Below are 22,722 nucleotides of genomic sequence, written 5' to 3'. Positions count from 1 at the left end.
AAAAAAGAATTATGGAAGAATACATCAAATACAGTTACGAGCTGGAAGAAATTCCCGAAAATTTCGACGAATATATTACCACCATTAATAACGACATCCGGGAATACATCAAAAATACGCCGCACCTGAGCAGGGCAACGCAACATACAAGAGATGCGCACGCCAACGGCTACGCAGTGTTGAAAGCAGAGGTAGAAATTTTGGATAATCTGCCCGAAGAACTGGCGCAGGGCATTTACGCCAAGCCCGGAAAGCACCAGGCGGCAGTTCGCCTGTCCAATGGTTCGTCCAGAGTTTTGCCCGATAAACTGAGCGGTAATGCACAGGGATTTGCTTTAAAGATTTTTGAGGTAGAAGGCAAAAAATTATCTTCCGGAGAAGAAGATTCGCCCAATGTGGATTTTAACCTGATTAATAACCCTGTGTTTTTCTGCAACTCGGCAGAACATTATGTTTTCATTTCAAAGCTCTTTTTAAAACTAAATGATTTCTTTGAAAGGGGAGCTTTGGGAAAATTGGAATTTGCCGCACTTTGGGTCACCGAAAATAAAAAAGCATTCCCGAATTTTGAGGCTTTGAAGGAATTGGGCGCTCTTAAAACTTTTGAGAAAATCCCTTCCATCAACAGTTTTCTTTACGAATTTTACAGTATGGGAGCGGTTCGCCACGGCGATTATATTGCCAAAGTAAGGGTAGTCCCAACTCAGCAGACAAAGAACGCCATCACGGAAAAAGATATTGATATAGACAGCGCAGAATGGCCTTACAGGAAAGGAATTATCAAAGAAATAGCCCAAAATGACCTTACGTTTGAGCTGCAAATACAACTTTGCAAAGACCTGAAAGAAATGCCTGTCAACGACCTCACAAAAGAATGGTCGCAGGAATTATCACCATTCCGAACAGTAGCAAAAATCAAAATACCGAAACAAACAGTTCCTGAGGACGGTAATTTCGAAATTATGGAAAATATGTCGTTTACACCGTTCAGAACCATCGAAGAAAATTCACCGATTGGAAATTTACAGCGTTCACGACAGTCAGCGTATGTAACATCTTCAACCTCAAGACACGAGCTGAACCACAAAAAACGTCAAGAACCAAAGAACTTGGAGGAAGCATTCAATCCGGAGTTTTATAAATTGTAAAATATTATAAATAAGAAAATCGAAAATCAAATGCTAATATCCTGGAAATTTATGTGATACTGCTATTTCTAGGAAATTTCCCTTTTATTTTAAAGATGAGAAATGGATTTCAACAGAGGGGAATTAGAAAAGTATATGTAGATTCATTTTCAAAATAAAAAGAGGCTGTTGCTTTGTAACAGCCTCTTTTTATAATTGTATAAATAATTAAATTAAAAAAATCTTTTATAACAACTTGGCTTCTTTTAAAATCTCTTCAACATAAGTACCTTCTATTTTCTTGACACCATATTTTTCAAGGATTGAAATCAACCAAGGAAATTCAATTTCATTTAGGTTTTTATTGTCATTAAGGTGATAGATGGATTTCAGCAGTACCCTGATGTCATATGAAGAAGCAAAAACTTCCGGGACACCTCTGTCTACATCCAAAAGGGTGTAAACTGCCTCCATTGCTGTACGCACGGAATATTCGGTCGTGAATACGGTGTCTTTTCCAGTTTCGGCAAAATTACCGATAAAAGCAAGGTTCACAGAACCCTCCGGAACCACCAATGGGCGGTCTCCCAATGCACGAGGCATAAAGTAAGATGTGATATAAGGCATACGGCAAGGGATGCTGTTGGCAGCTTGTGCAATTTCTGCAATTTCATTTTCAGGAACACCAATATGGTATAAAAATTCTTTGCAAAGCTCTATCCCCGTGGCTTCCGTAATTTTCTTTTGGATATAATTTCCTGGTTTATGAGAATACAACCCATAAACCCAAACAATTACTTCATTTTTTTTCTGAGCCTTGAAGTGGGGCTGTCTGCTGATGGAAAAGCCATACCACCAGTTAGAATCGTTTATTGTGACAGGTCCGCTAGTCACTATAGAACCGCTTCTTGGGTCTTTTTTTGTTATTTTTTCTATATACGGAATCACTTTTTCGTCGAAGAAGGTAATGCTTCCGGAGATTACCCAGTTGGCTTCGGGAATGTTTTTGTAGAACTTTTCGGGTTTTCCAAAGGCATCATTCTGGTCTGCCAGATTCTGCCAAAGTTGCCAACTTCCGCCAATGCCGTCAGCAACAGGAGCAGGGTTATGATTGTCACCGTATGTACTGCTTTCGGTAATGGAGCCGTTGGTAACAAACACCAGGTCGTTTTCGGTCAGGCTGATGCTTTCTGCATTGCCATTCTTAATATATTCGATTTTCTTCGCTACTTTTTTGCCGTTTTCATTTTCTACAAGTATGTTCTGAACCTGGCTATCATACTGGAAGGTAACACCGTGGGACTCAAGGTAGCTTACCAACGGACGAATCAGTGATTCATATTGGTTGTATTTCGTGAAGCGTAGTGAGGACATATCTGCTATGCTGCCAACGTGATGGATGAAACGAAGAACATATCGGCGCATTTCCATCGCACTTGCCCAGGGTTCGAATGCGAACATCGTAGCCCAGTAGGTCCAAAAGTTGGATTGGAAAAATTCTTCTGTAAATACCTGGTCTATCTGTACATCCTGTAGTTTTTCTTCAGGAAGAAGAACCAGCGCTATAAGTTCGTGGATGGCTTTCTGGGAAAGTGTAAGCTTGCCATCCGTGGGCAGTCTTTCTCCACGGTTTTCGATAACACGGGCGTGGGAAAAGCTAGGGTCTTCTTTATTGAGCCAATAATATTCGTCCAGTACGGAAACGCCTTCCGTTTCTAATGAGGGTATCGAGCGGAACAAATCCCAGAGGGTTTCGAAATGTGTTTCCATTTCCCGTCCGCCTCGTATGATGTAGCCTTTCTGCTCATTCCAGATACCGTCCATACTGCCACCGGGTAAAGCTAATTCTTCCAGAATACGGATTTTGTTTCCTTCCATTTGCGCATCGCGTATCAAAAAAGCTGCGGCGGCCAATGAAGCTAATCCAGAACCGATAAGTACGGCAGATTTCTGTTCAATATTTGCCGGTTTTTTCGGGCGGGCAAATGCTTCGTAATTCCCATTACTGTAATACATAATTAGATTTTTTTAGTTTATAATATATGATAAAATAACCTTGTTTTTGTTTAATAAAGTTACACATATTGCTTTCACTTTATATATCCCAAAATTCTAATTGTATGTGCTGATATTCCAATAATGTTATCTTTGGAGATTCTGTTTTTCGGTTTCCCTTTTCTTTTTTTCCTGTTTGCGGAAGTAACCTCTGAAGAGAAAATTATGCTTCAGAGCCTCCATATTCTGGTTGAAGCCTTCGGTTCCCTTTTCGATATTGTAAAGGCTGTTATTGATGTTTTTTGTAAGAACGGTATCAGTGATAAGGGCATTTACCGGTCCTTTTCCATTTTCTATATTTTTACTGAATGTCTGCAGGTTTTTACCAACTGTGATAAGTTCATTGCTTACTGTATTAAGATTATTGCTGGCGGCATTGACGTTATTGAAAGTCTGCTTAAGCTGGGACTCAAAATCTTTGTTGGCAAGGAGAAGTCCCGTTGCTCCTTTTCCCTGGCGTGTAGACGTAATGATGGCTTCTGCAGTACTGCTCAGGTTTTCTATATTTTCCGTGCTTTGGCGTATTTTCAGGATGGATAATTTTAAGTTTTCGGCAAATGCCTTGTCATTAATTAATTTTAAAATCTGGCTGCTGTCAATTTTATGCACAGTGTTTTTAAGAGATTTGGATATATCGTGTATATTGTTGTTGCTTGCCGATAGCGTGTTGAGTATTTCATCCACACCTGGTTTGGTATCTGCCGTGAGATATTCTTTTTCCTGCACCGGTCTGCCCGGCTTCCCGTAAGGTAAAATATTGACCACCGCATTGCCGATAATGCCTTCTGTTCCAATCGAGGCTTTGGCACTATTGTCTATATGCTTTGCAATATCTTTGTCTATAAGCATAATGACCTCTATATCATCCCTTTCGGACAATTTTACAGATTTTACAGAACCCGCCTGCATCCCTGAAAATAGCACATTGCTTCCTTCCCTGAGCCCATTAGAGTTTTTGAATTTTGCCCTGAGCTCAAATTTGCTGGTAAAAATACCCGAACCGCTGCCAATGTAAAAGAAAACAGCCATCATAAGTATAGGCCCCGAAATTACAAATAAGCCGAGCTTGATATTATTTTTATTCATATTTTAATCAAAAAATTGTTTAATGTTTTCGTCATCAGAACTTTCAAATTCCTGATAAGTACCTTGTGCATAGCATTTTCCGTCAAGCAGCAAGACTACTCTGTCAGCCGTATTTTTCACACAGTTCATATCGTGTGAGATAATGATTGATGATGTTTTGTATTTTCTATGTATATCCATGATAAGGCTGTCTATTTCTTTTGCCGTTACCGTATCAAGTCCGGTGGTAGGTTCATCATAAAGGATGATTTCCGGCTTGAGGATGACAGTACGTGCCAGAGCTATTCTTTTCAGCATCCCTCCCGACAATTCGGATGGCATAAGGTCTACGGTATGTTTAAGCCCCACACTATCGAGTGCTTCTTCAATCCGTGCGTCAATTTCAACCTGCTTCAGCCGGAACCACCGTCTTCTTAAAGGGAATTCCAGATTTTCGCGGATGGTCATAGAGTCATAGATGGCATTTCCCTGAAAAAGAAAACCTATTTTTGAGCGTGCCTTGTCCAGCTCTTGATTTTCCAGTTGGACAATATCCTGCCCGGAAATCATTATCCTACCGCTATCAGGTGTTAAAAGCCGGACGATACATTTGATAAGCACAGATTTTCCCGTGCCTGATTTTCCGAGAACTACAACATTTTCGTTCTTATCGACCGTTAGGTTAAAACCGTTAAGCACTTTTTTTTCACCAAAGCTTTTATAAATATCTTCAATGACGATGGCCGGTCCATTGTCATTATTGCCGTTTGCTGTTGTTTTTGTTTCCGCCATAATGATGATTTAATTATATCCGAGAATGCCGGTTATCTGTACCGCAATCAGGTCCAAAACGAAGATAAGGATAGAGGAGAGCACGACCGCTGAATTGGCGGCGTTCCCCACGCCCCGTGTTCCTTTTACTGCATTATAGCCTTTATAGGCACCCATAATTCCCACTGCAAAACCGAAAAAAAAGCTTTTGATAAAAGCTGGTATGATGTCACTGAAATCCAAGGAGTCAAAAACCTGTGAATAGAAAAGTGACAGGCTAGTTGTACCGCCAATGTTAACACCTATCCAGGCACCATATAGTGAAATGGCATCCGCCAGGATGATAAGTACGGGAAGCATAAATGTTGTAGCCAGGACACGTGTGGCAACAAGGTATTTAAAAGGATGTGTACCGCTTACTTCCATTGCGTCTATCTGTTCGGTAACCCGCATCGAGCCCAGCTCTGCCCCGATGCTACTGGCAATTTTACCTGCAAAGATGAGAGCGGCGATTACGGGTGCTATTTCACGGATGATGGCAATGCCTACCATTACAGGCAGCTGGGATTCCACACCATAGCGTACGAGGCTTGGCCGCAGCTGCATCGTAAGAACCAAGCCGATGATAAAGCCTGTCATGGCAATAAGCCCCAAAGATTTGTAACCTATGAGATAGCATTGTGCGAGCAGTTCCTTTATTTCATATGGTGGACGGAAACCTAATAGAAAGTAATTTTTGGTAAACTGTGTGATATTGCCTGTTTCCTGTAAAAAACTACGTATTTTAATCATTAACAAATTATTTTTTTAAATTAAAATATTTTTAGTCTACTTTTCCAATTGCTGTATTTTTTTATTGAGCCAATCCCTTATATCTTCATATACATATTCTTTAATATCCTCATTAAGTATTTCGTGTCGCATAGCAGGATAAATTTTTGCTTTAACATCTGTAAAACCATCTTTTTGCATTTGTGTTACCGTTTTTTCGACACCTTTTCCGAAGTCTCCTATGGGATCATCACCTCCGCTTACAAAAAGAAAAGGAAATTCTTTTGGTATTTTTTCTGCCCATTTTCTTTCCGTTGCCTGTTGATTTAGAGAAACTAATGCGCAAAAACCATTATTGGTAAAAGGTACTCCGCATAGGCTGTCCCGGCAAAATGATCCACGGTTGGATTTGCTGAGGCTTAGCCAACTGGTAAGGTCGCCATCTTTCTCGCCTTTAAAATGTTGATTATTAATTATTGAAAAAGTTCGGTTGATGAGTTTGCTCCTGTGTTTTGGTGCAATAATATTGCTGATGGACAGGAAAAATTTAGCCAAACCGATTCCGTTGATTTTTCCTCCCGTTCCCACGATGACCGCGCCTTTAAAATCAGCTTCCTGATTCTGAAGTAAGCATCTTGCAACGAAAGACCCCATAGAATGCCCCAATAAAAAGTGAGAAATGTTAGGGTATTTGTTTTCTAAAAATGCTGCCATCGTTGCTGCATCGTCTATCAGTTGCTGTTCGGGATTTTCTTTTTGAAAATAACCAAGTTCTTCCCGGTTTACCGCCGTTTTTCCGTGTCCGAGATGGTCGTATAATAGAACTGCAAAACCTTTGTTCGCCAGATATTCCGCAAAATTTTTATAACGACCGCTATGCTCCTGCATCCCGTGTAGAATGAGGACAGTAGCTTTCGGAGCTTCATTTATTGGTTCAAATAATTCATAAAAAAGTTGGTGCGTACCTGAGTTGGCAATTTTTTGCCTTTTTATATAGCCTGATGAATGTTTTGCCATAGTCGGTTGATTTTGTACAAAAATAAAAATTCTGCCCTTGATAAAAGCAAGAGCAGAATAAAGTTAGATAAATTGGTTATTATAGACAATCTCTTTTATCGGTTAAAGAGATACGCCTTTAGCAAGAAAGAACTTCGATAAAGTGTAAAGGCAGCTCTTTTTTTATATTTAATTTCTGTAAGAGGTATGGATGGCTTTTGCCAAAACGTCTGGTTTTTTCCAGTGTTCTGTTACTGGTGTTACTTTTTTATCGAGGCCGAGTAGGGTATATACCGCGATACGTGCTGCACGTACCGAATATTCTTCTGTGAAAACCATATCTTCCGGTATTTCTACAAACTGACTAATCATTGCTAGGTTGGTGCTGCCTTCAGGAACAACTGCAGGGCGGTCTGCTTTAGCGTGCGGCTGAAACAAAGCATCGATATAAGGCATCATACACGGAATAACATTGATAACGCTATCTTTTATTTCCTGTTCGTGTTTTTCAAAATGCAAATGATGAATCAACTCTGTCAAAATTTCTTCGCCCGTGCAATCAATCATCGGCTTTTTCACATAATCTCCCACTGCATCTGGATATAATCCGTAGCCCCAAAGGATGGTAGTATCATCGCCTTGCGCTTTGAAATGCGGTTGTGCGGCCACCACAATTGACATTCGCCACGATGAATCTTTAAACGTCATCAAAGCTCCGCTGCCCGGTTTGTTTCCAGTGTATTCTTCAATAAGTTTCAGAAATTTATTTCCTTTGAATGTTGGCGTAAATGAATACCATTTTGTTTCGTCCGGTTTGGTAAAGAACGGGTCTGGGTTACCCAACGTGCCGGGTTTCTTGTTGGCAATTTTACGCCATAATGCAAAACTTGGCGGATTTGACGGCAAATATTTTGCAGGCGTGTAATAATCGCCGTTATTAGAATTGTCTGTAATACATCCGTTGGTAAAGAATACCAAATCGACTTCATTTACGGTTATTTTCTCTGTGTTTCCTTCTGCATTGATGCATTCTATTTCCGTCACGGTAATGCCATCATCATCGGCAAAATCCAAATCGGTAACGGTTTTTCTTAATGAAAAGTCCACTTTATGCTGTTCCAAAAATGCCTTCAACGGTAAGATAACGGATTCATATTGGTTGTATGGTGTTCTGGTAACCCCCTCGAGTGTTTCGATTCTTGAAAATTCCAACAGCATACGTTTCATATAGCGTTGAAATTCAAAAATACTGCTCCATTCCTGCCAGGCAAAAGTGGTTTGCCACATATACCAGAAGTTGGTCGTAAAAAAATGATCGTCAAACCAATCACGAATAGTAATGTTGTCTAAATCATTTTCATCGGCAAAAAACAATTTCAAAAATTTCATCCGGTCCTGAGTGTTGAAACCCATATCCGTTACGGGTAAAATGTTTCCGTTCTTGTCAATCAACCGCGCCTTTGCATTGGTAGGATTCGCGTGGTCAAATGCCAGAATTTCGTCTTTTACGGAAATGTTCGGGACATCCAGAGAAGGGATACGGGATGTTAATTCCCAAAAGTTTTCATAGGTTTCTTCGTTGAGCATACGCCCGCCACGACAGATGAACCCTTTTTCTTTAGATCCCGCACCATCGTTGCTACCGCCCAAAATCGGCAGGGTTTCAATGATGTGAATGTTTTCGCCTTTAAAGTCACCGTCTTCTAACAGATATACGGCACCGGCAAGACTTGCCAATCCGCCTCCGATGAAATATGCATGTTTGTTCGAATTGCTCATATGATATTTTTTTTAGGTTATTTTTATATAATAAAGGTATTGATATACATTAATTCCTTGGTATCCCTAAATTCGAAAATCATATACGGAATTTCTTTTTTAAAAATGCTGTTGTCTTCGATACCTTTGGGGCGATATTGACGCATGCTTTTTAAAGAAACGGCCGAATGCAGAGGTAGAATTAAAGCCCGTTTCAAATGCAATCTGAGAAATATTTTTTTCTGGATAGCCGAGCAGAACGCATACTTCTTTTAATAAGGCCTCGTCAATAATCTGATGTGGCGTTTTGCCGGTCGCTTTTTTTACAATCAGAATAAGATATTTGTTGGTAATGAATAGCTTGTCCGCATAGTATTGTACGTCCTTATGCTGCAAAATATTTTCTTTCACCAATTCATTGAATTTAAAAAAAATATGATTGTTATACTGTGGAGTGGGATATGCGTTGTCTTTTCTGCCTTCATCAGTTAGGACGGCAACTTCCAATAAAATATTAATAATAATAGTACGAACAATATCTTCTGTAAAACGACCATTTCTCGTGGTCTGCTGTTGAAGATAATCCAATAAATTGATTAAGTGCGTACTACTTGATTCGTTGGAAATTACTACGTTAAAGCTATTTTTATTGAATAGAGACAGATTCTCGATAAAAAATGGATTAGAAATGTTCTTGAGCAGGAAATTCTTTTCAAAGAAAAGAACTTTCAGACGGAAATCTTTGCTGTTATTTACAAATTTTATAATTGTTGATGGAGCAGATATCAGGAATCCGTTTTGGGATATCTTGTAATGCTGATTATCAATTTCTAAATCTATACTACCAGAAACACAGATGCAGAATGCATAAAAATCCATTCGGAAGAGTCTTTTTGGGAATTCAAAAATGAGTTTTCCTGACGATATAAAGTAAGGTTTCTCACAATGTACGTGATAAAAAGATAATATTTCTTTAATACTTTCGTAAGCTTTCATAGCTTCTTATTTAGTGGATTTATGCAGGAAGATATATTTTTCGCCTTATATTTATCTCGCTACAGCTCCTCTCTTTTAATCTTTCGGACTTTGTAAAATAAAACACTATAACTGGCAATGGCGCTTACTGTTCCTATGATTATCATTTTTATAACATAAGGATAGGTGAGGTCTACAGCGCCTTTTTCTATGATAAGTATTCTAAAGGCAGGCAGGAAATGCGTAAGCGGGATGATATTTGCAATATACTGAACCCAAACTGGCATTTGGCTGAGCGGCCAGGTAAATCCTGACAGGATAAAGCTGGGTGTGGCAATAACCATAAGGATTTCCGTAGCTTTCAGCTGGTTCGGAACAAGGATGCTCACCAAAATTCCTATAAAGCAGACCGAGATTACAAAAACACCCGCTATTAGGGTAAGCGGAAAAATGTTTTCATAAAAAGGAATTCTGAACCACTTCGTAAAACCCCAGTACATCAGCCATATCCCGAAGCTCATTATGAGATAAGGCACGATTTTAACCAGCATCAGCATAAATGCAGAACGGCTTTTATGTACCAGATATTTGAAAGTGCCGTTTTCAAACTCGGAAGCAAAAGAAAGAGCCAGTCCCAATAGTAATACCTGCTGAAGCACAGTAGCCAAAACACCAGGCCACAAAAAATACATATAGTTGGTGCTTCTGTTGTTCTTTTTTATAAATGTGGTTTTAAATGGCTCATACTGACTCATCAGCAAATTTTCCGGAACTCCTTGTTTACGTAAGGTTTCGACCTGTGTTCCTGCTTTGAGGGTTCCTAAGACCAGCTGAAGGGCTGATGAAGAATAATTTGCGGTCAATACATTTGCTGTATTGACTATGGTAGTGACTTCAGGATATCGTTTTGTAAGCACATCTTTCTCAAAATCTTTTGGAATAATAACGACGCAGGTTGCATCTTTCTCAATCATCAAACGATTGAGGTTTGTCTCATCAAACTGCAGCCTTGCAACAGACAAAACTTCGTTGTCATTCATCATTTCGATTGCTTTCCGGCTGAGTGCGCTTTGGTCATAATCTACCACTATGATTGGTAAATCTGTCACTTTCCCTTTGCTGTACACATATCCCAACAAAACACCGTACATCAAAGGAGCCCCAATAAACAAAATTCGGAGAACCTTGTTGCTCCAGAACAAACCGAACTCCCGTTTGATCAGATTGAGAAATGTTTTCATTATTAAGGTTTTAGCGTTACTGTTGTTTTGCTTAGGATATCGTTTGCTTGTTGGATGTTAATAGGGTCTATTAATATTTCATACAAAGCGTCCTGCACTTCATAATCAGGATATGCTGTAGCAATATTAGCATAGGCACCTATTTGTTTTATATTTCTGATTTTCCCTTTGATATCCCGATTTTTGTAAGGTATATGCACATTGATTTCTTTTCCTTCTGCATAATTTGCCAATTGACTTTCAGGAATAGTAAAACGGAAATATATGGAATTATTAAGAGAACCTTTGAAAAGCGTATATCCTGGTAGTGCCAGTTCCCCCAGCTTCAATGTGATCGATTCTATTTTCATATCCTGTGGTGCAATGATATACCTTTCTTTCTCGGCAACCTGTACTTCTTCCAAAGCTCCCTGTGCACGGTCTTTTTGTCCCAACGCCATTGTTTGCTGTTCTATGCGGACCCCGTTTTTAACATCGGCAATTTCTGCATCTACGGCTATCATTTGTGATTTGGCTCCCTGATACTTTGCGAATACTTCATCATATTGCTGTTGCGGAACCAATGAATCCTTTACCATGGCATTCATTCTTGCCAGGGATTTTTTTGCAAACTCATATTGCTCTACCAAAGCCGATTTTTTGGCATAGAGCTGTGCCAACTGATTGGCAGTAGCACCGTGTACACTCATATCGTACTGTGCCTGAGCAGATTTTACGGCACCCTGTGCCTGTGATTTTTTTGCGTCTACTTCCGGGATTTCCAATATCGCCAATGTATCTCCCTTTTTTACAAGAGCTCCCTCGCTGATCAGAATTTTATCTATCCTGCCTGCTATTTTGCCTACTACTGCAATCTCTTCCCGCTCGGTTTTTCCCTGGATGGTTTGTGATACTTTCGGTTTATTCTCACAAGAAGCTAAAATGCCTGCAATGCTGAGTATGTAAATAATTTTTTTCATTTTGCTTAGTTTTGGATTTTAATAAAGTTTGATAATTTTCCCGATGCACGGTAAACTTCAATAGCAGCATTCCGCTGTTCAATCACGGTTTCTACTTTGTTTAAGGATTCTTTGTATATATCATTTTCCGCTCCAAGGCGTTCAGTGACGTTAATAAGCCCTAATCTGTATTGCTTTGATGCTATTTCATTATTATTTTGTGCTATTTTTTCCCTTTGGATCGCAATATCTACCTTATGTAACGTGGTATTGTATTCTACCTTGTTTTTTTCCAATTCAAGATCTACTTTTTCTTTGGTGTCAGCCAGTTTATTTTCAACCTGGGCGAGTCCTATTTTGGCTTCGTCTATTTTATGTTTACGTTCAAATCCGCTGAAGAGTTCCCATTTCACAGCCACGCCCAACATCCAGTTAGGATGTAGTGTCAATTCATTTAGTTTCAAATTGGCGGTCGTATTTAATTGTTCAATCGGCACTTTTGTATTGGCATTATATAATGATGCATAGCTATATCCCGCAAAAGCCCCAACTGTGGGAAGAAGGCTTCCTTTTTCTTTTTTAAGGGCATATTCGGAAGCTTTTTTGAAAGATTCCAGTGCTTTTATCTCATTTCGTTCTGCTGTGCTCAGGCTGTCCAAAATAATGATGGGTTCCAACTGATGATTAGTTTTAAGAATTTCTTCTTCAGAAAGATTGGTGGACTGTTTTATCTTGAGTATCAAAAGTTTTCTTTTATTTTGAACATCTGCACGTTTGGAAGCCAATTCCAGAGTGGAGAGTTTGATTTTATCTCGGTCATAAGGAATTGCTAACCCTTCGGATATTGCCTTTTCTACTCTTTCTTTTTCCTTATTCAATCTCTTTTCGCTGTTATCGATGAGTGTTTCGGCGGTTTCAAGAAGTTTGAGACGGTCAAAGCTCCCTATGATATCTTTTATGACCTCATCTTTCTGATTTTCCATCATAAAAGCTGTGCCTGTATTTTTTTCTTTGAGAGCCTTGGCTCCATTTAGGATTTGTCCGCCACTGAACAGTACAGCTTTTGCGGTAAGACCTCCATAAAGGATATTCGCATTTGTGCTGAAATCGGAAGATCCCGCAAAAACCGGATATCCTGTGACGGGTAAGTTCAAGGTAGCTAAATCCAATTTTGCATCGCTGCTGATGTAGGAATACAACCCTGCAGCCTCGATCTTCGGTATGTATTTGGCCAATACACTTTTACGCTCCAATTCTAATTTTTGTAATTCAAGATCTTGATTCCTTATTTCAGTGTTTTTTTGCAATGCCTTTCCGATAGCGTAATCCAAATCCTTACTTATAAGAATCTGTGCTTTTGTGATAGTGCCGAATAGGATCAAAGTAATGGCTAACGTTATTTTTTTCATACCATTTCGTTTTGAATATTTTTTTGAATATGCTGAAAGAAGTTTTTTATCTCCATGATTTGATTTTCTGAAAGTCCTTTGGTTGCCCTTTCGGTTACATTGTTAACAATATACATTACTTTTTCCTCTATCTCCTTTCCTTTATTTGTTAAATATATCAGGTTTTGCCTTCTGTCGGTAAGGTGGGGCCTTCTTTCTACGTAGCCTTCTTTTTCCAATTGGTCGATAAGTCTGGTTATACTGGGCTTATCCCTGTGGGTAAAATCTGCTATTGCCTGTTGTGAACATCCATCTTCTTTCCATAGCGGTACCAGCACCGACCATTGTTCCCGGGTCAGGTCAATATTATTCAATTTGAATTGCTGACCCAAAAAACGATTAAACAGCATAGGTACATTGCCAGTAAGCAGATTGTATCGATCTTGTTCAGTTAATATTTTTTCAGCTTTCATATAAAAATTATTTATTGAACAAAGTTAATTAAACAATAGTTGTTGTTGCAACTAATTTATATTAAATTTTTTTAAATCTTAATATGATGAATTTCCAGATGGAATTTCTTACCGATGCCGTTCAACAGACGGGTTATTTAAGTTTGCCATTTCACAGGGTTTATTTTAATGATAATTCGGTTCATCAGGAAACGTTGCCGGATAAGAGGTTTAAACTTCCGGTTGGTGTGAGAGCGAATTATTTTCTTGGAGATAAAGTGATTCTGAGAGCGTACTACAGATATTACACCGACGATTGGGGTTTGAAATCGAACACTGTAAGTCTGGAAACACCTGTTAAAATCTCACCTTTTGTTTCTGTTACGCCTTTTTACAGGTATTATTCGCAAACTGCAGCGAAATATTTTTCACCTTACCAACAACATACGGCTTTCGACGATTATTACACGAGCAATTATGATTTGTCTAAATTCAACAGTAATTTTTACGGTGCAGGAATTAGATTTAATCCTAAAAATGGTCTGTTTGGAGTACAAAGGTTGAATATGTTGGAAATCAGGTATGGCCATTACACGAAATCTGTCGGGATGACTTCTGATATTATTTCGTTAAATTTAAGATTCAAATAGAATTGTAATACTTGACTTGTTGAATGATATTTGACAAGTAATTTTTTAAACGAGTAAAGTATGCATCATCAAGTAGAAAAACATTACGTCAATAGAGTAGGATGGCTTCGTGCAGCGGTTTTGGGTGCGAATGATGGCTTGTTATCAACGACGAGTATCGTGATTGGAGTTGCGGCTGCTTCTCCGGATAGAAATACGATAATTCTTGCCGCATTAGCCGGAATGATTGCTGGAGCAATGTCGATGGCTGCAGGTGAATATGTTTCTGTAAGTTCGCAGGAAGATACCGAAAAGGCGGATTTATTGAGAGAAAAAAGTGAGCTTAAAGAAATGCCGGAAGTAGAGCTGAAAGAATTGGCTAAAATCTATGAAAAGCGCGGTGTAAGTAAGGAAACTGCTCTACAAGTGGCGACAGAACTTACTAATCACGATGCTTTGGCAGCTCACGCTCATGATGAATTAGGAATTAACGAAATCACACAGGCAAAACCTTTGCAGGCGGCCATGGCTTCGTTTGCTTCTTTTGGTTTGGGAGCGTTGCTTCCATTTGCGGTTTCACTTTTGGCACCTATCAAACAAATGGTCTATTTCCAATACGGATTTTCCATTATGTTTTTGATGATTTTGGGAGCGATTTCTGCGAGAACAGGCGGTTCCAAGATGGGAATTGCCATTTTGAGAATTTGCTTTTGGGGAACTGTCGCAATGGGCGTTACGGCTTTGATTGGACATCTTTTCGGAGTTTCTGTGGCGTAAGTAATATTATTAAATAAAAAATAAAGACTGTAGTTTTGGATTACAGTCTTTATCTATTTAAGATTTTAATGAGGTAATTTTTCTCTGAAATAACCATACACCCAAGTTCCCAAAATGGCACTTGCCAAAGTTACGATAACTGCTAATGCTCCGGTTCCGATTTGTGCAAAAAGAGGTCCAGGACAAGCTCCTGTAATTGCCCAGCCAAAACCGAAAATCAATCCGCCATAGATTTGCCCTTTGTTAAATTTTTTTGGCGCAATTTTGATGGGTTCGCCATGAATGGTTTTAATGTTGAACTTTTTGATGAGCCAAACGGAAATCATTCCTGTGAGAATTGCAGTTCCAATCACGCCATACATATGAAAAGACTGCAAACGGAACATCTCCTGAATTCTGAACCAACTTATAACTTCCGCTTTTACAAATACAATCCCGAAAATAATTCCGACGATGAGGTATTTGAGATTTTGGTACCAGTTGTGTTTCAGTTCACTTTCGTTAACGCAAATGGTGTCCTGATGACGTATATCTTCTGTTTCTTTTATCATTTTTAAAATTATTAAAGTGAAAGAATAATCGGCAGAATGACATTTGCCATTAAAAAACCTCCTGCCATAAAGCAGATTGCTGCAATAAGCGACGGTAATTGTAAATTGGATAATCCCATAATAGCGTGACCGCTGGTGCAACCTCCTGCATATCGGGTTCCGAAACCTACGAGAAAACCTCCGACTACCATTGTAATGAAACCTCTCAAAGTTAACAGACTTGCAAAATTCATCAGCTGAGCGGGAACGAGATTGCTGAAATCCGTAATTCCGTAAGTCGCTAATTCTGCTTTCAGTTTAGGATTTACCGAAATTTCTGCGTTGTTGATGAGATAATGAGAAGCGATTATTCCACCCAGAAAAATTCCGAAAACGAAAAACAGATTCCATAATTCTTTCTTCCAGTCATATTTAAAAAAACTGATATTCGCAGGAATACAAGCCGCACAAATATGTCTCAAAGAAGAGCTTATTCCGAAAGATTTATTCCCTAAAATCAGCAAAACAGGAACTGTAAGGCCGATGAGAGGTCCTGCAACATACCACGGCCAAGGTTCTTTTATTAATTCTAACATTAATTTTATTTTTATTTTAAAACTTTACTCTGACAAACAAAATCGCTTTTCGGAACTGCCGTTTTTGCAATTTCGCCAAAACCACCTGCAATTTCGCTAAAATTCCTGTATCCTCTTGCCTGCAAAATACTCGCAGCCATCATACTTCTGTATCCTCCTGCACAATGTAAGTAGAAATGTTCTTTAGAATCTAATGTGTTAATCCATTGATTGATATAAGCTAAAGGCTTGTTGAAAGCTTCATCCATATGTTCTGCACTGTATTCGGATTCATTTCTCACATCGATAATTTTTACCTCTTTTCCCGAGATTTCTTTCTCAAATTCCTTAGCAGAAATTCTATTCACAGTATCGATTTCTTTACCGCTGTTTTTCCACGCATCGAAACCGCCTTTTAAAAAACCAATCACATTATCAAAACCTACACGACTCAATCTTGTAACTGCTTCTTGCTCCTGATTTTCGTCTGTAATCAATAAAATCGGTTGTTGTACATCTACAATAAGAGCTCCAACCCAAGGTGCAAAATCTCCGTCTAAACCAATATTTACAGATTGCGGAATGAGGCCTTTAGCAAAATCATTATTGTTCCGTACATCTAACAATAAAGCTGCGGTGTGTTCCGCGGTTTCTTCGAATTCGTCAGGAAACAATGCGTGAAGTCCTTTAGATAAAACTTCATCAAAACTTTCGTAGCCTTTTTTATTCATCGCAACATTCACCCCAAAATAAGCAGGTGGCGGCAGAAGCCCATCTGTAACTGCTTTTATGAAGCTTTTCTTATCTTTTTGGTTAAGCGCATAGTTTGTTTTCTTCTGATTTCCTAAGCTGTCAAGCGTTTCTTTCTGCATATTTTTTCCGCAGGCAGAACCTGCTCCGTGCGCTGGATATACAATAATATCATCTTCTAATGGCAATATTTTTTCGTATAAACTGTCGTAAAGCAAACCTGCTAATTCTTCCTGCGTAAGATTCGCCGCTTTTTGAGCCAAATCCGGACGACCGACGTCACCCAAAAACAAAGTGTCTCCACTGAATAGTGCTGTTTCTTTTCCTTTTTCATCCATTAATAAAAAAGACGAACTTTCCATCGTATGACCTGGCGTGTGAAGCACTTTTATTTTGATATTTCCCAATTCAAAAACCTGATTGTCTTCTGCAATAATAGTTTCAAACTCTGGTTTTGCGGTTGGTCCGTAGATGATTGGTGCCTTTGTTTTTTTACTTAAATCGACATGACCGCTCACAAAATCTGCATGGAAGTGGGTTTCAAAAATATACTTTAAAACAACGCCGTCTTTTTGCAATCTTTCGATGTAAGGCTGGGTTTCTCTTAACGGGTCAATAATCGCTGCTTCTCCGTTTGAAACAATATAGTAAGCTCCCTGGGCAAGACATCCGGTATAAATTTGTTCTATATTCATTATTCTATTTTTTTAAATTTTTTATTGATACAAAGTTCTCGGTTTAGAAATTTCTGTACCGCTACTTTTGTTACATAAGTATTTTAGATGAATAATTCTTTCACAATAATGTAAATGCCCATTATCAAAATAAACCATCCAAAAGCGGGTTTCAGTTTTTCTCCGTCAATCTTTTTCGAAAGTTGAGCACCAATAATTATCCCGATAATGGCGATGGAAGAAATAGTAGCCAGAAGTTTCCAGTCGATTTCGATATTTTTTATAGATAAGAAAAAACCGATAAGAGAATTGAGAGAAATAATCACCAGAGAAGTTCCAATGGCTACTTTCATTGGTGTCTTCAGCAAATTAACGAGTGCGGGAATAATCATAAATCCACCACCTGCGCCGACAAGTCCGGTAAGAATTCCCACTACAAAGCCTTCACCTGCGGCCAAAATTGTTTTGTTTTTATCAATTTCTACAGCCTGTAATTCTAATTTTGGACTTTTTTTAATCATTTTATACGATGCTAAAATCATTAAACCAGCAAAAATGAGAAGCAGAAAAATATTCTTGGTCACCACAAAATTGCTGATGCTGAAAACTTCATCAGGAATAAGTGGAACAAGATAATTTCGGGTTAGAAAAATTGAAATAATAGAAGGGATTCCAAAAATGAAAGCTGTTTTCAGATTGACCAGACCTTTTTTAAAGTAAGCAAAAGAACCTACAATACTGCTGATTCCGACGATGAAAAGTGAATATTCAGTTGCTAAAAATGCATCCAATCCAAAAAGATAGACTAAGACCGGAACGGTAAGAATACTTCCTCCACCGCCAATTAATCCTAAAGAAATCCCAATTAAAACTGAAGCGATATAGCCAAAAATTTCCATTTGCTTTTATTTATGATGCAAAATTGAAAATCTTGTAGAACACGTACCGCTACTTTTGTTACATAAGAATAATTAATTTTCTGAAAGTGTGATTTTGTTACGTCCAAGTTTTAATTTTCCTGAATCTTCGAGTTGTTTCAAGAGTCTGGAAACCACCACTCTTGCCGTTCCCAATTCGTTGGCAAGCTGCTCGTGGGTTATAATAATAGTTTTTGAACTAAGGTTTGACGATTTTTTATACAATAAATTAAGAAGTCTTTCATCTACTTTTTTAAAGGCTATGGCGTTGATAATATCAAGCAATTCTTCAAAGCGTTTGTGATACAGTCTGAAAATATAGTCGAGCCATTCGGGATATTCTTTAATAAAAAGCGAAACTTTATCCACCGGTAAAAACAGAATTTCGGCATCTTCTTCCACTTCGGCTTTTACGATGCTTTTTTCTTTATGCATACCGCCAAGAAAAGACATAATACAGCTTTCTCCGGCTTTGATGTAGTACAGCAAAATCTCCCGACCATCTTCCTCGGTACGCATTACTTTTATCATTCCCTTCATCACAATAGGAATAGAGCGGATAGAAGCGTTTTCATCGAGAATGATGTCGCCTTCGCGGTAGGCCTTTGTAATACCGTTTTGGTAGAGTTTATCCAGCAAATCTTTTGAATTAGGAAATTCTTTTAATAAAACGGGGTTGTTCATTTTTTTCAATTAGGAAATAAAATTATGTAAATTTCTATTAACACAAACAAGAAATAGCGCCAACTGTCTTCCGCAGGCGCCATTTGGCTGTTGGTGAGCTCCAAAGGAATTTATTCAAATCATTTATTGACAGATATAGATAACATTTTGAGGATATTATATGATGTTTAAATTATAATTCAACGTGAATAATTAAAACAAAATCTCCGTTTTTTGTGATGATCTGGTGAAATTCTATTGATATTGAATTGATACAATAAAGTATATCGTCGCTTAAAATCATATCAGAAAGCTTTAGCGTTAGAACCAAATTCAGAAGCTGCAAAAACAATGATTCAGAAATTAGAAACCATTAAATAAAAAAATGGTTAGTAGTTTAGTTTCCGTTGCGTGCTACGAATGCAACGGATTTAACTGGTCTAAGATAAATCAATGCCAATAGTAAATACACCTGCAATGCAAACACATTTAGATTAAATAGTGTTTTTTGGTGATTCAATATAAAAATGTTCATTCTATATCTCTTTCTTTTCTCCATTATGCAAAACTCTGTAATATTTATTTCCTTCAATCAACAGACCTTCTGATTTTTGGTTGGGAAGACTTTTAGAGTAATCTTTTGGGTGTTTTACATCAATTCCTATTACTTTTTCTTTGTATTTTCTATTGACTTTTGATTGTAGTGTATGCCCAACAACGATTGATTTTGCACTGAATTTATTTAATCCTCGTTCTACTTCTTCCTGGGTCAAATTATCTTTAAAATAACCTCTGTACCAAGCAATTCCTTTGTGAGAAGAAATTAACAATTGCTCCAAGTTTTTCTGCGGATTCGGATAGTAAGGTTTATAATAATTGCTACGGATAATTTGATTGATATCGTCCAGATTTGTTTTATAACCTGCTAAATCTGGATGTATTCCGCCGTGGGCAAAGAGAATTCCGTTGATTTTTTCAATCGCGTTTTTGCTCGACATCCATTTTCCAAGATGGGAATTAATTCCATATAAATCGGTTTGTTTTTTCTTTAGGATAGAAGAAACGTGATAATATTTCGGTGAAGTATTTTCAAAATTTCCCTGCATATTTTTCAGTTCGTGGTTTCCCAAAATGTAATGAACATTTCCACCTTTTTCTTTTGCTTCTTGCTCCAATTTGTAAATAAACCAAAGAACTTGCGTAGTAGAAAAATCCCTGTCCACAAAATCTCCAAGCAAAACAAGATGTCCATTTCCAAATGTCCAATTTAGCTTATTGTCAACGACTTTATTGGTAATCAAAAAATCACGAAAAGTTTTAAAACCGCTTTCAATATCAGAAATAGCTAAAATTTTAGAGTTGTCATTATAGGTATTTTTCGGGATTTCGATTTTGTTGTTGATGGTAAATTCAAATCGTGTTGAATCTAATGGAAAATAGCAATAGGTTGAGATTTTTGAATCCAAAGGATAATCTTTTTGGTGTAAATAAAATCCATCATCTTGATTTCCTCTGACGTAATTTTCAGTTACAACGCTGTCATTTTTATCAAAAATATATGGGCCATCTTTATCCCAATTCATCATTTCAGGATTTTCTGCATACCGAAAACTGGCTCCGTGATACAACCCAAATGAGATTGCCAAAACACCAAGTATCAGAAAGGTAACTACAATATGTTTTAAATATCTAAAAATTCGTTTTTTCATTTTCTTTAATTTTAATTTCAGCAAACCTAAAAAAGCTGATTCCGTTTTCAAAACCTTTGTGACAAACGACTTCTGCAATTGGACAAACAGTATTTGCATCAACTCAAATTGCTTTTATCACTCATTTTCAAAGGTTCAAAACATTGTAAGGGTTGTTTGTCAACGTTATTGCGCTGGGCAATTTATAGTTGTAATATTGCAGTATGATGATTCTGAAAAAAAATAATAAATGGATTGTGATTGCGCTTTTATTAATGGCAATTGTTCCTGTAATAATCACGGTTTATGAAGTGATTTTTACGGGAGATAAATCCGTTATGTTTTTAGGAAATTACCATCCAAATGTCGTATTTCTTGTTGTTTTTTATTACTTGTTTCTATTTAGTTTGGGTGTTTTTTGGCTAGTTCGTCAGATTATTTTTATTTCCAAACTGAAAAACGAAAAAACCAAAGCCGAATTAATGCTTTTGAAAAGCCAGGTCAGTCCGCATTTCTTTTTCAATATGCTCAATAATTTGTACGGTATGATTGCAAAAGACCCCAAAAAAGCACAAGAATTGATACTGAAACTTTCAGATATGATGCGCTACAGCATTTATGAAGGCGAAAAAGAAACAGTTACAATACAGGAAGAAATTGATTTTTTGAAAAACTATATCGAACTCCACAAAATGCGTTACCACAAACAGATAAACGTTGATTTTAAATGTAAAATTGATGAAAATCGGAAAGTTGTTCCACTGCTATTTATCATTCTTTTAGAAAATGCGTTCAAACACGGCGTAGAAAATTTAAGAGAGGATGCGTATATAAAAATGAGTTTGACTACATCTCAAAAAGAAATATGTTTCACCATTGAAAATAATTATGATAAAGCCGAAAACCAATCAGGAATTGGCTTGAAAAACTTGAAAAGAAGATTAGAATTAATTTATCCCAATCAATACGAATTGACTTTTTCGGAAACAGAAAATGTATATCAAGCCCAACTAATTTTAAAACAATTATGATAAGCTATTTAATCATCGATGATGAACATATTGCCCACGACATCATTAAAGGATATTGCGATTTATTGCCGAATATGCAGTTGATGAAAAACTGTTATGATGCTTTGGAAGCCTTTGATTATCTGAGCAAAAACAAAGTAGATTTAATTTTTTTAGATTTGAACATGCCTGTTTTGAAAGGTTTTGAATTTCTGAAAATCTTGCAAAACCCACCCAAGGTAATCGTAACAACTGCTTATCAGGAATTCGCTCTGGAAGGATATGAATACAACATTTCGGATTACCTGCTAAAACCTTTTGGTTTTGAACGGTTTTTAAAAGCTGTAAATAAAGCGATTGGTTCTGTTAATCAAAAGGTTGTAACTAATGAAAAAAGTGAGGGTTCTAACCGAATTTTTGTCCAAAGCAATAAAAAACACATTCAACTGGAAACAGAAAATATTTTATACATAGAAGCAACGGGCAACTATACCAAAATAATAACCACGACTGAAACCATTACCATTCGTGAAAAATTTTCTACTTTTTTAGAACAATTGCCCAAAAACGATTTTGTGCAAGTTCATAAATCATTTGCCGTTGCTCCAAAGCAGATTAACAGTATAGAAGGAAACATTATATTTATTTCAAATTACCAAATTCCAATTGGGAAAATGTTTAAGATAAATATTTTAAAATTGTTAAGATAGTTTATCTGTTACATTCTTTATCTCGCCAATTTAAGTTCAACAAAACCCAATGAGGCAATAATAATTATTGGAATTGCTTGATAATATTTTGAACGTATTATATGGTATTTAAGCTATGTTTTGCTAAGCAAAAATCCTAAAATATCTTATCGTACTTTGGACTTTTCTCCTAATAACAATGCGTAATCAAGTTTGCAAAACTATTTTTTACTATATACTTAAACGTACCAGACCTATTTTTACACTGAAAAATTAATTTTAC

22 protein-coding genes are annotated in these 22,722 nt (G+C 37.4%); 5 read left to right on the top strand and 17 right to left on the bottom strand.

Annotation, left to right across the window (positions count from 1 at the left end):
• Positions 1 to 11: 11 nt before the first annotated feature.
• Positions 12 to 1,148, top strand: coding sequence for a catalase family protein (locus tag RTX21_RS08120; protein ID WP_312766764.1), 1,137 nt, complete (start codon positions 12 to 14; stop codon positions 1,146 to 1,148).
• A gap of 225 nt (positions 1,149 to 1,373) precedes the next feature.
• Here the strand turns inward: RTX21_RS08120 and RTX21_RS08115 are convergent, their stop codons facing one another.
• The 11 genes from RTX21_RS08115 to RTX21_RS08065 all read right to left on the bottom strand — a co-directional run bounded on the left by RTX21_RS08115 (position 1,374) and on the right by RTX21_RS08065 (position 13,558).
• Positions 1,374 to 3,143: an oleate hydratase gene (locus RTX21_RS08115; RefSeq protein ID WP_312766762.1), complete on the bottom strand. Its 1,770-nt coding sequence runs from the start codon at positions 3,141 to 3,143 to the stop codon at positions 1,374 to 1,376.
• Between the two features lie 126 nt (positions 3,144 to 3,269).
• Positions 3,270 to 4,268: an MlaD family protein gene (locus tag RTX21_RS08110; protein WP_312766760.1), complete on the bottom strand. Its 999-nt coding sequence runs from the start codon at positions 4,266 to 4,268 to the stop codon at positions 3,270 to 3,272.
• A gap of 3 nt (positions 4,269 to 4,271) precedes the next feature.
• Positions 4,272 to 5,039, bottom strand: coding sequence for an ABC transporter ATP-binding protein (locus tag RTX21_RS08105; protein WP_034972708.1), 768 nt, complete (start codon positions 5,037 to 5,039; stop codon positions 4,272 to 4,274).
• 9 nt (positions 5,040 to 5,048) lie between these two features.
• Positions 5,049 to 5,810, bottom strand: a complete 762-nt coding sequence (locus tag RTX21_RS08100; protein WP_034972706.1) for an MlaE family ABC transporter permease — start codon at positions 5,808 to 5,810, stop codon at positions 5,049 to 5,051.
• Positions 5,811 to 5,846: 36 nt separating this feature from the next.
• On the bottom strand, positions 5,847 to 6,806 hold the full coding sequence (locus RTX21_RS08095) for an alpha/beta fold hydrolase (RefSeq protein WP_312766754.1): 960 nt from the start codon (positions 6,804 to 6,806) through the stop codon (positions 5,847 to 5,849).
• A gap of 168 nt (positions 6,807 to 6,974) precedes the next feature.
• On the bottom strand, positions 6,975 to 8,564 hold the full coding sequence (locus tag RTX21_RS08090) for an oleate hydratase (RefSeq protein WP_312766753.1): 1,590 nt from the start codon (positions 8,562 to 8,564) through the stop codon (positions 6,975 to 6,977).
• Between the two features lie 99 nt (positions 8,565 to 8,663).
• A complete protein-coding gene (locus RTX21_RS08085) occupies positions 8,664 to 9,539 on the bottom strand; it encodes a helix-turn-helix domain-containing protein (RefSeq protein WP_312766751.1) in 876 nt (291 codons plus the stop codon).
• Between the two features lie 59 nt (positions 9,540 to 9,598).
• The gene (locus RTX21_RS08080; protein WP_034972702.1) at positions 9,599 to 10,759 is read right to left on the bottom strand and encodes an ABC transporter permease; all 1,161 of its coding nucleotides are present in this window, start codon (positions 10,757 to 10,759) and stop codon (positions 9,599 to 9,601) included.
• A 2-nt stretch (positions 10,760 to 10,761) separates the two neighbouring features.
• Complete coding sequence (locus RTX21_RS08075; protein WP_034972700.1) at positions 10,762 to 11,718, bottom strand: HlyD family secretion protein; 957 nt, start codon at positions 11,716 to 11,718, stop codon at positions 10,762 to 10,764.
• A 5-nt stretch (positions 11,719 to 11,723) separates the two neighbouring features.
• Positions 11,724 to 13,106 (bottom strand): TolC family protein, encoded by a 1,383-nt coding sequence (locus RTX21_RS08070; protein WP_034972699.1) that lies wholly within the window; start codon positions 13,104 to 13,106, stop codon positions 11,724 to 11,726.
• Entirely contained in the window at positions 13,103 to 13,558 is a 456-nt protein-coding gene (locus RTX21_RS08065) for a MarR family winged helix-turn-helix transcriptional regulator (RefSeq protein WP_051879765.1), read from the bottom strand. Before RTX21_RS08065 ends, RTX21_RS08070 begins: the two co-directional genes overlap by 4 nt.
• Positions 13,559 to 13,641: 83 nt before the next feature.
• Between RTX21_RS08065 and RTX21_RS08060 the strand changes: the two genes are divergently transcribed.
• Positions 13,642 to 14,187 (top strand): DUF3570 domain-containing protein, encoded by a 546-nt coding sequence (locus RTX21_RS08060; RefSeq protein ID WP_245750485.1) that lies wholly within the window; start codon positions 13,642 to 13,644, stop codon positions 14,185 to 14,187.
• Positions 14,188 to 14,247: 60 nt separating this feature from the next.
• The gene (locus RTX21_RS08055; RefSeq protein ID WP_034972698.1) at positions 14,248 to 14,943 is read left to right on the top strand and encodes a VIT family protein; all 696 of its coding nucleotides are present in this window, start codon (positions 14,248 to 14,250) and stop codon (positions 14,941 to 14,943) included.
• 65 nt (positions 14,944 to 15,008) lie between these two features.
• Here the strand turns inward: RTX21_RS08055 and RTX21_RS08050 are convergent, their stop codons facing one another.
• The 6 genes from RTX21_RS08050 to RTX21_RS08025 form a co-directional block, all read right to left on the bottom strand.
• Positions 15,009 to 15,494: a YeeE/YedE family protein gene (locus tag RTX21_RS08050; protein WP_034972697.1), complete on the bottom strand. Its 486-nt coding sequence runs from the start codon at positions 15,492 to 15,494 to the stop codon at positions 15,009 to 15,011.
• Positions 15,495 to 15,505: 11 nt separating this feature from the next.
• Entirely contained in the window at positions 15,506 to 16,069 is a 564-nt protein-coding gene (locus RTX21_RS08045) for a YeeE/YedE family protein (RefSeq protein WP_034972696.1), read from the bottom strand.
• An 11-nt stretch (positions 16,070 to 16,080) separates the two neighbouring features.
• Entirely contained in the window at positions 16,081 to 17,493 is a 1,413-nt protein-coding gene (locus RTX21_RS08040) for a rhodanese-like domain-containing protein (protein ID WP_034972694.1), read from the bottom strand.
• An 83-nt stretch (positions 17,494 to 17,576) separates the two neighbouring features.
• Positions 17,577 to 18,371: a sulfite exporter TauE/SafE family protein gene (locus RTX21_RS08035; RefSeq protein WP_116036822.1), complete on the bottom strand. Its 795-nt coding sequence runs from the start codon at positions 18,369 to 18,371 to the stop codon at positions 17,577 to 17,579.
• A 72-nt stretch (positions 18,372 to 18,443) separates the two neighbouring features.
• The gene (locus RTX21_RS08030) at positions 18,444 to 19,073 is read right to left on the bottom strand and encodes a Crp/Fnr family transcriptional regulator (protein WP_034972690.1); all 630 of its coding nucleotides are present in this window, start codon (positions 19,071 to 19,073) and stop codon (positions 18,444 to 18,446) included.
• Positions 19,074 to 19,588: 515 nt separating this feature from the next.
• A complete protein-coding gene (locus RTX21_RS08025) occupies positions 19,589 to 20,761 on the bottom strand; it encodes a metallophosphoesterase (protein WP_034974110.1) in 1,173 nt (390 codons plus the stop codon).
• 203 nt (positions 20,762 to 20,964) lie between these two features.
• Here RTX21_RS08025 and RTX21_RS08020 point away from each other — a divergent pair, with 203 nt between their 5' ends.
• The gene (locus RTX21_RS08020; RefSeq protein WP_245750484.1) at positions 20,965 to 21,771 is read left to right on the top strand and encodes a sensor histidine kinase; all 807 of its coding nucleotides are present in this window, start codon (positions 20,965 to 20,967) and stop codon (positions 21,769 to 21,771) included.
• Positions 21,768 to 22,460, top strand: a complete 693-nt coding sequence (locus RTX21_RS08015; protein WP_034972688.1) for a LytR/AlgR family response regulator transcription factor — start codon at positions 21,768 to 21,770, stop codon at positions 22,458 to 22,460. Before RTX21_RS08020 ends, RTX21_RS08015 begins: the two co-directional genes overlap by 4 nt.
• The last annotated feature ends 262 nt before the right edge of the window (positions 22,461 to 22,722 follow it).

Source organism: Epilithonimonas sp. (assembly GCF_032054305.1).
GTDB lineage: Bacteria > Bacteroidota > Bacteroidia > Flavobacteriales > Weeksellaceae > Epilithonimonas.
The sequence above is the reverse complement of the archived record's forward strand: the minus strand, read 5'-3'. Positions and strand labels throughout refer to the sequence as shown.

Bases quoted from the DNA above. Each gene is read 5' to 3' on its own strand.
- RTX21_RS08105 (WP_034972708.1), bottom strand. From the start codon at position 5,039: ATGGCGGAAACAAAAACAACAGCAAACGGCAATAATGACAATGGACCG.
- RTX21_RS08020 (WP_245750484.1), top strand. From the start codon at position 20,965: ATGATGATTCTGAAAAAAAATAATAAATGGATTGTGATTGCGCTTTTA.
- RTX21_RS08120 (WP_312766764.1), top strand. From the start codon at position 12: ATGGAAGAATACATCAAATACAGTTACGAGCTGGAAGAAATTCCCGAA.
- RTX21_RS08055 (WP_034972698.1), top strand. From the start codon at position 14,248: ATGCATCATCAAGTAGAAAAACATTACGTCAATAGAGTAGGATGGCTT.
- RTX21_RS08090 (WP_312766753.1), bottom strand. From the start codon at position 8,564: ATGAGCAATTCGAACAAACATGCATATTTCATCGGAGGCGGATTGGCA.
- RTX21_RS08015 (WP_034972688.1), top strand. From the start codon at position 21,768: ATGATAAGCTATTTAATCATCGATGATGAACATATTGCCCACGACATC.
- RTX21_RS08115 (WP_312766762.1), bottom strand. From the start codon at position 3,143: ATGTATTACAGTAATGGGAATTACGAAGCATTTGCCCGCCCGAAAAAA.
- RTX21_RS08095 (WP_312766754.1), bottom strand. From the start codon at position 6,806: ATGGCAAAACATTCATCAGGCTATATAAAAAGGCAAAAAATTGCCAAC.
- RTX21_RS08080 (WP_034972702.1), bottom strand. From the start codon at position 10,759: ATGAAAACATTTCTCAATCTGATCAAACGGGAGTTCGGTTTGTTCTGG.
- RTX21_RS08030 (WP_034972690.1), bottom strand. From the start codon at position 19,073: ATGAACAACCCCGTTTTATTAAAAGAATTTCCTAATTCAAAAGATTTG.
- RTX21_RS08085 (WP_312766751.1), bottom strand. From the start codon at position 9,539: ATGAAAGCTTACGAAAGTATTAAAGAAATATTATCTTTTTATCACGTA.
- RTX21_RS08070 (WP_034972699.1), bottom strand. From the start codon at position 13,106: ATGAAAAAAATAACGTTAGCCATTACTTTGATCCTATTCGGCACTATC.
- RTX21_RS08110 (WP_312766760.1), bottom strand. From the start codon at position 4,268: ATGAATAAAAATAATATCAAGCTCGGCTTATTTGTAATTTCGGGGCCT.
- RTX21_RS08075 (WP_034972700.1), bottom strand. From the start codon at position 11,718: ATGAAAAAAATTATTTACATACTCAGCATTGCAGGCATTTTAGCTTCT.
- RTX21_RS08040 (WP_034972694.1), bottom strand. From the start codon at position 17,493: ATGAATATAGAACAAATTTATACCGGATGTCTTGCCCAGGGAGCTTAC.
- RTX21_RS08050 (WP_034972697.1), bottom strand. From the start codon at position 15,494: ATGATAAAAGAAACAGAAGATATACGTCATCAGGACACCATTTGCGTT.
- RTX21_RS08025 (WP_034974110.1), bottom strand. From the start codon at position 20,761: ATGAAAAAACGAATTTTTAGATATTTAAAACATATTGTAGTTACCTTT.
- RTX21_RS08065 (WP_051879765.1), bottom strand. From the start codon at position 13,558: ATGAAAGCTGAAAAAATATTAACTGAACAAGATCGATACAATCTGCTT.
- RTX21_RS08045 (WP_034972696.1), bottom strand. From the start codon at position 16,069: ATGTTAGAATTAATAAAAGAACCTTGGCCGTGGTATGTTGCAGGACCT.
- RTX21_RS08035 (WP_116036822.1), bottom strand. From the start codon at position 18,371: ATGGAAATTTTTGGCTATATCGCTTCAGTTTTAATTGGGATTTCTTTA.
- RTX21_RS08100 (WP_034972706.1), bottom strand. From the start codon at position 5,810: ATGATTAAAATACGTAGTTTTTTACAGGAAACAGGCAATATCACACAG.
- RTX21_RS08060 (WP_245750485.1), top strand. From the start codon at position 13,642: ATGATGAATTTCCAGATGGAATTTCTTACCGATGCCGTTCAACAGACG.